General features: G+C 46.4%; 13 protein-coding genes. 8 read left to right on the forward strand and 5 right to left on the reverse strand.

Translation table 11 applies throughout. From position 1 onward, the window contains the following. Nucleotides 1-6 precede the first annotated feature (6 nt). Nucleotides 7-495: a hypothetical protein gene (locus ACMVME_RS07320; protein ID WP_050737108.1), complete on the reverse strand. Its 489-nt coding sequence runs from the start codon at nt 493-495 to the stop codon at nt 7-9. Nucleotides 496-783: 288 nt separating this feature from the next. On the opposite strand from ACMVME_RS07320, the gene ACMVME_RS07325 reads away from it, so the two are divergent. Both ACMVME_RS07325 and ACMVME_RS07330 read left to right on the forward strand, forming a co-directional pair. Further along, nucleotides 784-2292 (forward strand): MFS transporter, encoded by a 1509-nt coding sequence (locus tag ACMVME_RS07325; protein WP_050737107.1) that lies wholly within the window; start codon nt 784-786, stop codon nt 2290-2292. A 265-nt stretch (nt 2293-2557) separates the two neighbouring features. Further along, nucleotides 2558-3295 (forward strand): AAA family ATPase, encoded by a 738-nt coding sequence (locus tag ACMVME_RS07330; RefSeq protein WP_072048473.1) that lies wholly within the window; start codon nt 2558-2560, stop codon nt 3293-3295. A 245-nt stretch (nt 3296-3540) separates the two neighbouring features. Here the strand turns inward: ACMVME_RS07330 and ACMVME_RS07335 are convergent, their stop codons facing one another. Continuing rightward, a complete protein-coding gene (locus tag ACMVME_RS07335) occupies nt 3541-4593 on the reverse strand; it encodes a hypothetical protein (RefSeq protein ID WP_126028368.1) in 1053 nt (350 codons plus the stop codon). A 373-nt stretch (nt 4594-4966) separates the two neighbouring features. On the opposite strand from ACMVME_RS07335, the gene ACMVME_RS07340 reads away from it, so the two are divergent. Continuing rightward, nucleotides 4967-5221 carry a YdgH/BhsA/McbA-like domain containing protein gene (locus ACMVME_RS07340; RefSeq protein ID WP_045143149.1) on the forward strand — a complete coding sequence of 85 codons (255 nt, stop codon included), beginning with the start codon at nt 4967-4969 and terminating at the stop codon, nt 5219-5221. A gap of 459 nt (nt 5222-5680) precedes the next feature. Further along, complete coding sequence (locus tag ACMVME_RS07345) at nt 5681-5878, forward strand: Fe-S-cluster oxidoreductase (RefSeq protein WP_106503354.1); 198 nt, start codon at nt 5681-5683, stop codon at nt 5876-5878. Here the strand turns inward: ACMVME_RS07345 and setB are convergent. Beyond that, complete coding sequence (gene setB, locus ACMVME_RS07350) at nt 5875-7056, reverse strand: sugar efflux transporter SetB (protein ID WP_040018000.1); 1182 nt, start codon at nt 7054-7056, stop codon at nt 5875-5877. The two genes, ACMVME_RS07345 and setB, sit on opposite strands and share 4 nt — an antisense overlap. A 360-nt stretch (nt 7057-7416) precedes the next feature. On the opposite strand from setB, the gene fruB reads away from it, so the two are divergent. From fruB to fruA, 3 genes are read left to right on the forward strand one after another with little or no spacing between them, the layout of a single operon-like run. Then, entirely contained in the window at nt 7417-8547 is a 1131-nt protein-coding gene (fruB, locus tag ACMVME_RS07355) for a fused PTS fructose transporter subunit IIA/HPr protein (RefSeq protein ID WP_063934490.1), read from the forward strand. Beyond that, nucleotides 8547-9485: a 1-phosphofructokinase gene (gene fruK, locus ACMVME_RS07360; RefSeq protein ID WP_014170919.1), complete on the forward strand. Its 939-nt coding sequence runs from the start codon at nt 8547-8549 to the stop codon at nt 9483-9485. Before fruB ends, fruK begins: the two co-directional genes overlap by 1 nt. A gap of 16 nt (nt 9486-9501) precedes the next feature. After that, nucleotides 9502-11184: a PTS fructose transporter subunit IIBC gene (gene fruA, locus ACMVME_RS07365; RefSeq protein ID WP_025203638.1), complete on the forward strand. Its 1683-nt coding sequence runs from the start codon at nt 9502-9504 to the stop codon at nt 11182-11184. A gap of 47 nt (nt 11185-11231) precedes the next feature. Here the strand turns inward: fruA and nfo are convergent, their stop codons facing one another. Together nfo and ACMVME_RS07375 are read right to left on the reverse strand one after the other, a co-directional pair. Further along, entirely contained in the window at nt 11232-12089 is an 858-nt protein-coding gene (nfo, locus tag ACMVME_RS07370) for a deoxyribonuclease IV (protein ID WP_032678579.1), read from the reverse strand. A 64-nt stretch (nt 12090-12153) separates the two neighbouring features. Further along, nucleotides 12154-13200 carry a YeiH family protein gene (locus ACMVME_RS07375; protein ID WP_032678578.1) on the reverse strand — a complete coding sequence of 349 codons (1047 nt, stop codon included), beginning with the start codon at nt 13198-13200 and terminating at the stop codon, nt 12154-12156. Nucleotides 13201-13298: 98 nt separating this feature from the next. Here ACMVME_RS07375 and yieE point away from each other — a divergent pair, with 98 nt between their 5' ends. After that, on the forward strand, nt 13299-14165 hold the full coding sequence (gene yieE / locus ACMVME_RS07380; protein WP_014170915.1) for a DNA-binding transcriptional regulator YeiE: 867 nt from the start codon (nt 13299-13301) through the stop codon (nt 14163-14165). Nucleotides 14166-14334: the final 169 nt, after the last annotated feature.

Genomic DNA, 14334 nt, shown 5'->3' on the forward strand with positions numbered 1-14334 from the left:
GGTATATCAATGCTTTTTATTTAAGTAATCGTACCAAAAACTTCTCTTACCTTTATAATTGACCGTTGTAAGACATCTGATGATATGCCGGCTAATTTTTTTTGAATCAATGTTTAATATTTCACTAATCTGAAAATAATTAAGCTGCAAGTAAAAATAGTAATAAAGAATTTTTAATCCTAAAAAATGATGTTTTTTATATCTCATAAATGATTCGACATATAAACTACTTAAGACGTTATCTTTAGACAAGGTTTCACTTTGAAAGTGAAAAGCAGAGGTTCCATTAAACATTAATGAAATCAAGTCACGATATTTTTTGTCATAAATAAAAATTATTTTATAGTATTTTGAAATAGATAAAAAATCAATAAAGTCAATAAACTCCTCTTTTGTATAAACAATTGCATCGTTACGCGATATTATATTGTATACACCCAATGATAAATAGCTGTTATCACTAAAGATTAAAATTAAGTTTTGTTTCTTGTCCATGTAAATTTGTTAGTTTCAAATATTATTTATAGGTTATGTAAATTTTTTCAGTTTATGTAAATTACAAGTAAATTTTTGGTTGAAATGCTCCTTGTGTATTTTATGGCTTTTGTTTTATGATGCTATCATTAAATTTATTATTTAAAACTATTAAATGTTAAACGCTTGCTAAACGAATGTACTATTACATCACAAGTAATTGCAGTTTTTAACTTTTTGTTTATGATGTTGTGAGGGTAATTTGTTTAAATAAAATGTGTATATCATAAACTTTTTAAAGATAATGCTATGTTAGAAAAGAAGAATGTATTTTTTAATAATAAGAATTTTATTCTTATTACAGTTATTTTAATGTATTTACCCGTATCTTTAGATGCTACTATCCTACATGTTGCAACTCCATCTGTAGCTTTAGATCTTAAAGCTTCTTCAAAGGAAGTTTTATGGATTATAGATATCTATTCGTTGGTTATGGCATGTCTTTTGCTGCCGATGGGGGTATTCGCCGATAAAATTGGGTTCAAAAAGATATCTCTGATTGGAATGCTATTATTTTGTATTGCATCATGTTTAGCATATATATCTTCTAATACCATAATGTTAATTTGTGCAAGAACTTTATTGGGCATTGGGGCCGCAATGATCATTCCTGCAACTCTCTTGGCATTAAGGCTATCTTTCGTCAAGCCAAAAGAGCGTGCTGTTGCACTAGGTGTATGGTCCGCTATAGGTACTGGTGGAGCTGCATTCGGTCCATTTGTGGGTGGTCTTTTAATAGAAAATTATTCGTGGAACTCTGTCTTTTTTATCAATATTCCTATTTGCTTCATTGTTTTTTTTATGTTAATCGGTCTTAAAGAATATAAAGTATTAGGCAGTTCTAAAATTATAAATTTACTTGATCCTTTGCTTTTAATGTTTTCTATATTAATGATTGTTTTAGGTGTTAAAAACTTAGGGGCTTCTGAAGAGTTTATTACTTATTTATCATTCATTATGTTGGGACTAGTTATGTTAACGATATTTTGGAAAAGGCAGGTGATGCTCGTTCATCCAATGATAGATATTGAACTCTTCAAACATAAGCCTATATTGGCGGGGCTAATTCTTGCGTTTATCGCTATGGCCACGCTGGTTGGATTCGAATTTTTTGTTTCTCAGGAATTACAATTAGTATTTGGGTTATCACCTTTTCAAGCTGGACTGTTTCTATTTCCATTTATTATTGCGAGCTCTATATCCGGTCCTTTCGTTGGATTCACACTTACATGGTTAGGAGTTAAAAAAATTGGATTTTATGGTGTTTTATTAAGCTCGTTATGTTTCTTTTTCATGGCATTTATGGATTTTAGTTCTAATAGATGGGAGGTTTGGGTTGCAATGATTATTTTAGGGTTTTGCATAGAAGCAGCTTTAATCTCTTCTACATATGTAATTATGAATGCCGCAAAAAAAGAGAAAGCAGGGGAAGTTGGAGCAATTGAAGGAATGGCGTATGAACTCGGAGCAGGAACTGGTATCATATTATTCGGGATGATTATGACGGCTTCATTCACAGCTAATCTGTCTCTTGATTTTCTTGCTGATATCAAGCAAGCTCCTCCATTATCACTAAGTGAGGCGATCGGTATTGCAGATTCATTACCACACTGGCAAGGACAAGAATTAGTTCATGCCTCAAAAATTGCCTTTCTAAATTCTCACGGTAATGTAATGCTTGTTGCAGCAATTTTGTTGATTTTATTATCATTTATTGTTTCACATTTGCTTAAAGAGTACTCGGAACCTAATGAATAGATTTTTATGTTCTTCGTTAATTATTATATGCACACCTCAGATTAGATATTGAAATAATTAATTTAGAACTCCGATACAAATTGATATGTCTAATATCAAAGTTAATTTAGTTAGTTCTTTATCTCGATAAGTTCTAAGAATATCGGGCCTATTAGCATTTTAATTAATTATCAAATGTTGATGATTAGTAGAGGTTGACTAAATTAAGCTATGCTTCCTTATTTTTTGTTCACTTTGTTATAAACTGAAGGTTTCGTATTATATTATGCATACTCTAGAACAATTTCTCCGAGCAGTATTATTACTGAAAGAAAGAATTACAGATTATGAAAGGAATCAATACCCCTATAACATTCCAGCTTTGAAAAATTTTCATTGCTTGGATCTGCATCCGAGGGTAACTTTTTTAATGGGAGAGAATGGTAGTGGAAAATCAACTTTGATTGAAGCCATTGCAGTAGCGGCAGGATATAATGCAGAGGGAGGGTCACGTAATTTTAATTTTCATTCAAATGAAAGTCATTCTTCACTTCATCATGCAATTCGACTGGTCAGAGGAGTTAGGCGACCAAAAGATGGATTCTTTCTCAGAGCAGAAAGTTTTTATAATGTTGCAACTGAGATTGATAGTTTAGGTGTGCAAGGAGCCTATGGAGGACGTTCCCTACATGAACAATCGCACGGGGAATCATTTATGTCATTATTACTGAATCGCTTTTCACCAAATGGCCTATATATTCTAGATGAACCTGAGGCAGCTTTATCACCTACCAGACAAATGGCTGCGCTTGCTCATATTCATCGTTTGGCTCAGAGCAATTCACAATTTATAATAGCAACCCATTCTCCTATACTAATGTCATATCCAGATTCGAAGATCTTGCATTTTAGTGAAGATGGGATCGAAGAAACTAAACTTGAGAATACTGATCATTACATTGTGACTCGTCGATTTGTAAATAACCCTCGCTCTATCTTAAATGAGCTGTTGGACTATGAATAATAAGGTTTTTGTTGAAAATGTACATATAAATTGCTTAGTACCTTTTTAAGGTGTTTGTTTAAAAACAATATATTAAAAATATAGTTTTGGTAAAATGAGACAATATATAATAGGATGCGATTATTTTTCTCGAATTCTAATGTCATCGTATGGTTTGTTATATCATTTCTATATGTTTTGAATACGAAACTCATTTTCAATCATCTCTCTTTTTATTGCATGTGATTATTTTTTTAAATGATATTTTACGGAAGAGATATATTCTCTTTGTATCCAAAATAACCATTTTCATAATCATACAAAATGTCATATCCATTTAAAAAATTGAATCCTGTATTAACGAATATATGTTGCCTAGTTGTGTTTAAAAATATTTCTTTAGGAGAAGTGTTTCTTTTGTGCCCCCCAATTTTAATTTCATATTCTATTCCATCTGCTAGTTTAATATCTAATGTTGTTCCGTTAGGTAATTGTCCACCATTTAAAGTGTAGTTTGGTATTGTTAAAAACATACTTTTTACTCCTGTGTCAATAAGGACCGTACCACACTGATACCCTTGCCAACCAGTTATTTTGATACATGCTGGCGGTGCTATCCATTCATGTTTATTTTCTTTTGAAGGTTGTAATTTAATAAATGAGAACCCTTCGGCAATATCCTTATTAATTCCAACATATATGCCGTTGCGCGTAAGTTTATAACCATTATTGCTTCCTGAATTTGTGTTTAAAAGAGGATTTGTGTTTGGAGTACTTTCGCTCTGCAAGCTACTTTCTCGATCAAAACCGATGCCCATCATTGATACATGCTCAGGGTTTAGTTCAGGTTTACAATTTCTTGCAAGAGCAAGGCACTGGATTTCGTTAACAGCCAATACTGGGATAATATTCGTAGAAATGTATTTATCCCCATCACCAATAGTAACAGTTGTATTGAGCCAAGATCCAATCATAATACGTCCGGAACTGTTGTACGTGATTTTACCTGGCCTAGGTGATAGCTTACTTGCATTTGGTATTGCAGAAGCTGAAATTACTAAGCCTGTGGAGCCAGTATCAACTACCACCTCTCGTTCAGCGCCGTCTGGAAATGAGACAAATAACTTCGGCGTAGTCGCATCAATATTTAGATTGTCGTTATTGATAAATTTTAAATATACTGAATCATTGTTTTCTGAATAAATCGGATTGCTTATTTTTGCATCAGAGATGGCAGCATAAGAAGTTGTTCCTAACGGAAAAACCACATATACAATAATTAGGATGGTTAATTTTATCAGTATAGAATGTTTTTGCATGTTCGCGGCCTTTAAGATTTAGAGAAATCGTGAAATTTACATCATATATCATGCATGATATATCTTATCCTTTTTTTATTCATATCCTATACAAATATTAAAGTAACATACATCTAGTTTTTTTCTAGGAAAATTTTAATAAACAAACTATGCGTGATCTCGATCAGATTTTTCGATTATATAATGTGATTCTTTAGGTGCGTCTTGACATAGTAGCACTTATAGCTAACATTTAAAATTACTGAATCTAATACTGTACAGGTATTATTTTCAGTTGATTAAGAATTGTTTGATCTTACCCGTAATTCGTAAAAGTTATCGATTCTTCTTATATGAAAATATTACATGCTTCTAAAATTCTTGGAGTAATCGAATGAAACTCTCAAAATATTTGTGTTGTATTATAGTATTGTTTAATTCTACTGTATTTGCTGCTGAGGAAATTGATGCGGAAAATGCAAGTAAATACACCAAAATTGGAACGTTATCAGTAACTGAAGATGGTTTTACAATGTCTGACGATGATCTTTCCCAAAAGGTAGATAGTAAGGGTGGAAAGTACTACGTTATTACTTCGAAGGAAGGGAAAGAGGAGCATAAGACTATTAACGCTGACATTTATAAGTGATACCTTAGTAATACCTTATAAGGTGGTGATTTTTTTGCCACCTTCATTGATAGTCTTCAAACCCAAATTCACTATTTATCATTTTATTTTTTTGTGGCGTTGCGTGGATGGTGGATGAATGTATATTTTATTTATGCTTTCACATTATATGTAAAATTATTAAATGCTCCATTTTGTATTTGTTTTTTTTAGTTCTCGAATTTTTGCTTCCATACAAACGATTTTTCCTATGAAGAGTGAAATATTAAGACCGCCGAAAGTAGTTGTAAGAAGTTGATATAGATTTGAAATTTAAGATCTATACAGTGTAGACGTTTGATTAAGTTTACTTTCTTTACTTCGATATATTAATAAGTTACATCTGAATAAAGGTGGGGTAACATACAATACGATCAACTTAGAGTGGTATATAATAGATAAATTAGCCAGATATTAATGGAACAATGTTTTTGATAAACTATGAATAATGGTTCATTAGGCAAACCTGCCAATACCCGCTGTGTACAGCTTGCTGAAAATAACCTGTGCATGATCTTTGGTTCCCCGCTGCGCCCGAAAGTCTGTTCCGGCCTTCAGCCGTCCGCGGAGATGTGCGGCAGCACGCGCACACAGGCGATCACCTACCTTCTTGAGCTGGAAGCGCTCACCGCCCCTTAAACGTCCTTAATTCGCACCAGACACGCTATCGTCAGCGTACACATCACCAGCGCAATCCAGAATACCGTGTGATAGCTCCAGATCTCGGCCACGATGCCGGCCATTGAACCTGCAATAATCCAGCCCACGCGAGTGGTATTGGTATAAAGGGTGGTGGCGGAGCCTGCCTGGCCTGGCATCAGGTCCTGGAAGTAGAGCATGCCAATCCCGGCGAGTATGCCGATATAAATGGCGTTGAGAAGCTGCAATGCCAGCAAGAGTCCCGGCGTGTGCACCGTCAGCATACCGATATAGAACAGCAGTCCTGCGACAGCCGCGATGCGCATTAAAAAACGCTTTCCGAAACGCTTCGCGTAATAGCCCGCGATCAGCATGGTCGGGATCTCAAGCCCAGCCGCGGTTCCCATCATAATGCCCGCCAGCTTCTCTGGCAGATGCAGCTCATCAATAATAAACAGCGGCATGTTGATAATATAAAGGCTGTTTGTTCCCCACATCAACGTACAGATAACAAACAGGAGCAGCGCATCACGACGGTTACGGCGCGGGGCTTCCAGTACGCCTGAAGCCACTTTGGGCTCTTTGCGCATCGACGGCAGGAAGAACCACACCATGGTGCCGCACACCACAAACGCGACAGCCGCACTCAGGTACATCATCGTAAAGCCAAACCCCATCGCCAGGGCATACGCCAGCGGCGGGCCAATGACCCATGCCAGCGACACCTGGGCACGCAGAATAGAGCTGAACATCACCGCTTCACGACCGGTATGGTCGGCGTGCTCGCGGGCGAGGGCGAACATCTGCGGGTTCGCCGTGGAACCGAAGCTGCTCAGGAACACCCCCACGAACAGCAGGATGAAATAGTTGCGGTTAAAAGCAAACAACACGCAGGCAAACACCCCGAGAAGGCAGCAAAAGACGATCAGACTTTTACGATCGCCTTTTCTGTCGGAACGCCCCGCCAGAAACTGACTCACCAGAATGCCGATGATGGCACTGCCGGTAAAAAAGAAGCCAACCATTGCCGGACGGGCGTGGACTTCATTGGTCAGAAACAGGCTCAGCGTGGGCGTCTGTAACGCCCCGGCAATGCCGGTAAGGAAGGCAACAATCAAAAACGCCGTGGACGTCAAATCAAAGGGTTTTGGCGAGGCGGCGGCAGGGGTGTTATGCATACTTTCAGTATCAGCAAGTCATAAAGAGACGCGGAGTGTACGACGCTTGTCAGAAAATAAACAGGTACTGCGGTCAATTTCGCCACGAAAAATCAAAATGCCATTTCAATTAACAGGCTCGGGCTGAACTTAGCTGAAACTGACTTGCTGAACGTCAGCAAGATTCAGCTGAGCGAAGAAGAAATGTGCTGTATCTCTAAATTCTGCATCGCCATTTGTAACTTTTCTTGCAAGGTTAAGCAGAAAGCGCAAGACTTTTTGAAACGTTTCAGCGCTATCTTGTTTTAACAAACGGAGCAGGCTAGCGCATTTTTTCTCATTTAAGCTGAAACGATTCAAGTTCAGCAGGAGAGGAGAACCATGTTCCAGTTATCTGTTCAGGATATCCACCCGGGCGCTCAGGCCGGGAACAAAGAAGAGGCCATTCGCCAGGTTGCCGCTGCCCTTGTGCAGGCGGGCAATGTCGCGGACGGCTACGTTAACGGCATGCTGGCGCGCGAGCAGCAGACCTCCACTTTCCTCGGCAATGGCATCGCCATTCCGCACGGTACAACGGACACCCGCGATCAGGTGCTGAAAACCGGCGTTCAGGTTTATCAGTTCCCTCAGGGTGTGGTGTGGGGCGACGGTCAGGTTGCTTACGTGGCAATCGGTATCGCTGCCAGCAGCGACGAGCACCTGGGCCTGCTGCGTCAGCTGACGCATGTGCTGAGCGATGATTCGGTGGCTGAACAGCTGAAGTCCGCGACGACGGCGGAAGAGCTGCGCGCGTTGCTGATGGGCGAAAAACAGAGTGAAGCGCTGAAACTGGATAATGAAACATTGACCCTGGATGTTGTGGCGAGCGATCTGGTCACGCTGCAGGCGCTGAACGCAGGCCGTCTGAAAGAAGCCGGTGCGGTAGACGCGTCCTTTATCACGCGCGTTATCAATGAGAAGCCGCTGAACCTGGGACAAGGTATCTGGCTGAACGACAGTGCTGAAGGCAACCTGCGTAGCGCTATCGCGGTGAGCCGCGCGGTCAACGCGTTTGACGTTGAGGGCGCGCACGCTGCGATGCTGGTCACCGTCGCGATGACCGATGAACAGCCGGTTTCCGCGCTAAAACGTCTTGGCGATCTCCTGCTGAATGACAAGGCTGAAAAACTGCTGAACGCTGACGCAAGCACGCTGCTGGCGCTGCTGACCAGCGATGATGTGCTGACTGATGACGTGCTGACCGCTGAGTTTGTAGTGCGTAACGAGCACGGCCTGCATGCCCGTCCTGGCACCATGCTGGTGAATACCATTAAACAATTCGAAAGTGAGATTACCGTGACTAACCTTGATGGCACGGGCAAACCGGCCAACGGCCGTAGCCTGATGAAAGTTGTCGCGCTGGGCGTGAAGAAAGGTCACCGTCTGCGCTTTACCGCACAGGGTGCTGATGCTGAACAGGCGCTGAAAGCGATTGGCGACGCCATCGCGGCAGGTCTGGGGGAGGGCGCATAATGAGCAGACGTGTTGCGACTATTACGCTGAACCCGGCATATGACCTGGTGGGGTTTTGCCCGGAGATTGAGCGCGGCGAAGTAAACCTCGTGCGTACCACTGGCCTGCATGCTGCAGGTAAAGGGATTAACGTCGCGAAAGTGCTCAAGGATCTCGGTATCGATGTCACCGTGGGCGGATTCCTCGGTAAAGATAACCAGGATGGTTTCCAGCAGCTGTTCAGCGAACTGGGGATTGCTAATCGTTTTCAGGTTGTTCAGGGCCGTACCCGTATCAACGTCAAGCTGACGGAGAAAGACGGCGAAGTGACCGATCTGAACTTCTCAGGCTTCGAGGTGACTCCGTCAGACTGGGAGCGCTTCGTGAACGACTCTCTGACCTGGCTTGGTCAGTTCGACATGGTCTGCGTCAGCGGCAGCCTGCCGTCCGGCGTGAGCCCGGAAGCGTTCACCGACTGGATGACGCGTCTGCGAAGCCAGTGCCCATGCATTATTTTTGACAGCAGCCGTGACGCGCTGGTCGCCGGCCTGAAAGCCTCGCCGTGGCTGGTGAAGCCGAATCGCCGCGAACTGGAGATCTGGGCTGGCCGTAAGCTGCCAGAATTAAAAGATGTGATTGACGCTGCCCATGCGTTGCGCGAGCAGGGTATCGCTCATGTGGTTATCTCTCTTGGTGCAGAAGGGGCGCTGTGGGTTAACGCTTCTGGCGAATGGATCGCCAAACCGCCATCGGTTGACGTTGTCAGCACCGTTGGCGCAGGGGATTCAATGGTTGGCGGTCTGATTTATGGCCTGCTGATGCGTGAATCCAGTGAACATACTTTACGTCTTGCCACCGCCGTTGCTGCCCTGGCCGTTAGCCAGAGCAATGTCGGTATTACCGATCGTACCCAGTTAGCCGCGATGATGGCGCGCGTTGACTTGAAACCTTTTAACTAACAGCAGGAGAGGAATAATGAAAACGCTGCTGATCATTGACTCCGGTCTCGGACAGGCTCGCGCCTATATGGCGAAGACCTTGCTGGGAGCGGCGGCGAACAAAGCACATCTCGAGATGACGGATAACCCGGGCGACGCCGAAATGGTGATTGTTCTGGGTGATAAAATTCCCGCTGACAGTGCGCTGAATGGCAAAAAAGTGTGGCTGGGCGACATCAATCGCGCGGTGGCACACCCGGAACTGTTCCTGAGCGAAGCGAAAGGTCATGCGTCTGTTTACAGCGCACCGGTCGCGGCGCCGGTTGCCGCGTCCGGACCAAAACGTATTGTGGCGATCACGGCCTGCCCGACGGGCGTGGCTCATACCTTTATGGCGGCTGAAGCCATTGAAACCGAAGCGAAAAAACGCGGCTGGTGGGTAAAAGTTGAAACACGTGGATCCGTTGGTGCGGGCAACGCAATCACCCCTGAAGAGGTGGCTGAAGCCGATCTGGTGATGGTTGCGGCTGACATCGAAGTGGACCTGGCGAAATTTGCCGGTAAGCCGATGTACCGCACGTCAACGGGCCTGGCGCTGAAAAAGACCGCTCAGGAGTTTGATAAAGCGCTGGTGGAAGCGAAGCCGTATCAGGCAACGGGGTCCACGCAAACTGCGACGGAAGGTAAGAAAGAGTCAGCTGGCGCCTATCGCCATCTGCTGACCGGTGTGTCTTATATGCTGCCGATGGTGGTGGCGGGCGGTCTGTGTATTGCCCTCTCGTTTGCGTTTGGTATTACCGCGTTTAAAGAAGAAGGCACGCTGGCTGCTGCCCTGATGCAGATTGGTGGTGGTTCCGCGTTTGCCCTGATGGTGCCGGTGCTGGCAGGTTTTATCGCCTTCTCCATCGCTGACCGTCCGGGCCTGACGCCGGGTCTTATCGGCGGTATGCTGGCGGTGAGCACCGGGTCTGGCTTTATCGGCGGTATCATTGCCGGTTTCCTGGCGGGTTACGTTGCGAAGCTTATCAGCTCGAAGTTGAAACTGCCGCAGAGTATGGAAGCGCTGAAACCGATCCTGATCATCCCGTTGATTTCCAGCCTGGTGGTGGGTCTGGCGATGATTTACCTCATCGGTAAACCTGTAGCGGGTATCCTGGCGGGTCTGACCCACTGGCTGCAAACCATGGGTACTGCGAATGCGGTACTGCTGGGAGCTATTCTCGGTGGCATGATGTGTACCGACATGGGTGGCCCGGTGAACAAAGCAGCATACGCATTCGGTGTTGGCCTGCTGAGTACCCAGACCTACGCGCCAATGGCAGCGATTATGGCGGCCGGTATGGTGCCACCATTGGCTCTTGGCCTGGCAACCATCATTGCACGTCGTAAGTTCGACAAAGCGCAGCAGGAAGGGGGGAAAGCCGCCCTGGTACTTGGCCTGTGCTTTATCACCGAAGGGGCAATTCCGTTCGCGGCGCGTGACCCAATGCGCGTGCTGCCATGCTGTATCGTGGGGGGCGCGGTAACCGGTGCTATCTCCATGGCGGTTGGCGCGAAACTGATGGCACCACATGGCGGTCTGTTCGTGCTGCTGATCCCAGGTGCAATCACGCCAGTGCTGGGTTATCTGCTGGCGATTGTGGCCGGTACGCTGGTGGCAGGTCTCTCTTACGCGGTGCTGAAACGTCCGGAAGCGGAAGGGGTCGCGAAAGCGGCGTAAGCGGTAAAACAATAAAAAAGCCGGGTGCTTATGCGACCCGGCTTTTTTTATGCCGCCTGTTCAGCGGTTTGCTGTGCCTTCAGCCAGGCAATCTCTTCTGCCCAGATGTCCGGATTAATGGTTTCCAGCACCATCGGGATACCGTCGAAACGGGCATCCTGCATAATAAAGCGGAACACATCGTGGCCGATATTGCCTTCACCGAGGCTGTGATGGCGGTCCACGCGGCTGCCAAACGCGCTTTTCGCATCGTTCAAGTGCATTCCGCGCAGATACTTGAAGCCCACAATGCGTTCAAACTCATCGAAGGTCTTTTTCGTCTCATCAAGCGTACGCAGATCGTAACCCGCGGCAAAGGCATGGCAGGTATCAATACATACGCCCACGCGGGATTTATCCTCCACGCCGTCAATAATGGCCGCCAGATGTTCGAACTTAAAGCCGAGGTTACTGCCCTGGCCGGCGGTGTTCTCGATGACCGCCGTCACGCCCTGGGTTTTATCCAGCGTGATGTTGATGGATTCGGCAATGCGCGCCAGACAGGCATCTTCGTCAATCTGCATCAGATGACTTCCCGGATGGAAGTTCAACAGCGTCAGCCCAAGCTGCTCGCAGCGCTGCACTTCATCAAGAAACGCCTCGCGGGATTTCTCCAGCGCCTCCTGCACGGGATGGCCGAGGTTAATGAGATAGCTGTCGTGGGGAAGGATTTGACCCGGCCCGTAGTGGTATTTCTCACAGGCGGCTTTGAAATCATCAATCACTTCAGAGGTGAGCGGGGCGGCGCGCCACTGGCGCTGGTTCTTGGTGAACAGGGCGAAAGCGGTCGCCTCAATTTCGGCGGCGCGAATGGCGGCATTCGCAAGGCCACCTGCAGCGCTGACGTGCGCTCCAACATATTTCATAAAGGGACTCCTGTTAACCCGAAATACGTATGATAGCGGGTTAACAGGAGAAGGATGAAGTGGTTTATGCCATCAGGCTATGTACCGCGAGGTTAATCGCACCGCCGCCAACGATCAGCCAGATGAAGAGTACCAGCGCCATCAGCAACGGTTTTGCACCTGCTTTTTTCAGCGCGCTAACGTGTGTCGTGACCCCGAGCGCCGCCATCGCCATCGCCAGCAGGACGGTATCCAGCGTGACCAGCATATCCACCACGGCTTTCGGCAGCAGGTGGAAGGAGTTAAATACCGCCACCACGATGAAAAGAATCGCAAACCACGGAATGGTGATTTTACTCTTCTGGCTACTGCCTGCTGGCGCGAGTTGTTTTACGCGAGCGGCCAGGATAATCAGGAACGGAGCCAGCATCATGACGCGCAGCATTTTGGCAATGACCGCGGCATTTTCCGCATCCGGATTAATGGCGTGACCCGCCGCCACCACCTGAGCCACTTCATGCATGGTTGAACCAATATAAATGCCGTAGGTCTCCGGGCTAAACCAGTGCGCAACCAGCGGGTACATGGCCGGATAGAGGAAAATCGCCAGCGTACCGAAAATAACCACGGTCGCGACGGCAACCGTCACTTTGCTGGATTCTGCCTTAACGACAGGTTCGGTTGCCAGTACCGCGGCAGCCCCGCAGATGCTGCTGCCGGCACCAATCAGCCAGCTGGTTTGTTTATCCAGCCCAAACACTTTCTGGCCAATAAAGCAGGCCAGTAAAAAGGTGCTGGTCAGGGTCAGGACGTCAATAGCGATCCCGCTGACGCCGACATCCGCAATCTGTGAAAAGGTCAGGCGGAAGCCGTAAAGGATAATCCCGAGGCGCAGCAGATGCTGTTTGGCGAAAATAACCCCGCCATCACAGGACTTCCAGATATGGGGGTAAACGGTATTTCCCACTACCATGCCGAGCAATATTGCCAGCGTTAAGGCACTAAAACCTGCCCCGGCGACGGCCGGAATGCTGCCGCCCCATAACGCTACGCCAGTTACCACCGCGCTGAGCGCAAGACCCGGCACGAAGTGCCACAATGTACGTTGATGCTGTAAGGTGTGTTCTGACATAACCTTCTCCTTTATCTGGCTAAAAGGTTACGGCGTTGTGGCTTAAAAATAAAATTGATTATATACTTATAATCAATCTATATAAGTGGTAAGTGACCATGCACATTACGTTGCGTCAGCTGGAAGTTTTTGCCGAAGTGCTGAAAAGCGGGTCGACGACGCAGGCCTCGCAAATGCTGGCGCTGTCCCAGTCCGCGGTAAGCGCAGCCCTGACCGATCTGGAAGGGCAACTGGGGGTTCAGCTTTTCGACAGAGTGGGGAAACGGCTGGTCGTCAATGAACATGGCCGCCTGCTGTACCCGCGCGCGCTGGCATTGCTGGAGCAGGCGACTGAAATCGAACAATTGTTCCGCGAAGAGAACGGGGCCATCCGCGTTTACGCCAGCAGTACGATCGGCAATTACATTCTGCCGGAAGTGATTGCCCGCTATCGCCGGGATTTCCCGACCCTGCCGCTGGAGATGAGCGTTGGCAATAGCCAGGATGTCATCAATGCGGTGATCGATTTCCGCGTGGACATCGGTTTGATTGAAGGGCCGTGTCACAACGTCGATATCATTGCTGAACCCTGGCTGGAAGATGAGCTGGTGGTGTTCGCCTCGCCAGCCTCTTCTTTATTACAGGGTGAAGTGACGCTGGAACGGCTGGCTCAGGCGCAGTGGATCCTCCGGGAACAGGGCTCCGGTACCCGTGAAATTGTCGATTACCTGCTGCTCTCTCACCTGCCGCATTTCCGGCTGAGTATGGAGCTGGGCAACTCGGAAGCCATCAAACACGCGGTCCGTCATGGGCTGGGCATCAGCTGTCTCTCCCGGCGGGTGATTGCTGAACAGCTTGAGGCCGGCACGCTGGTCGAAATACCGCTCCCGTTGCCTAAACTGGTGCGCACGCTGTGGTGCATTCATCATCGTCAGAAACACCTTTCCAGCTCTCTGCAGCGTTTTCTGCGCTATTGCGACATGTAAACCCGCAATGCGGATCCTCTCTCCGTTGGGAGAGGGGAGATGCAGATGCGTGCTTTACTTATAATCCTGGCCGAGTCATGAAGCTCTCTTATAACTGAGCATTTCTGCCGGAAGGAACGCGTATCGTCTGCTACAATCGCGCCTCATTTGTTGAAGGGACAGCATTTTC

This window comes from Enterobacter cloacae complex sp. 2024EL-00711 (assembly GCF_047529885.1).
GTDB classification, from domain to species: domain Bacteria; phylum Pseudomonadota; class Gammaproteobacteria; order Enterobacterales; family Enterobacteriaceae; genus Enterobacter; species Enterobacter ludwigii.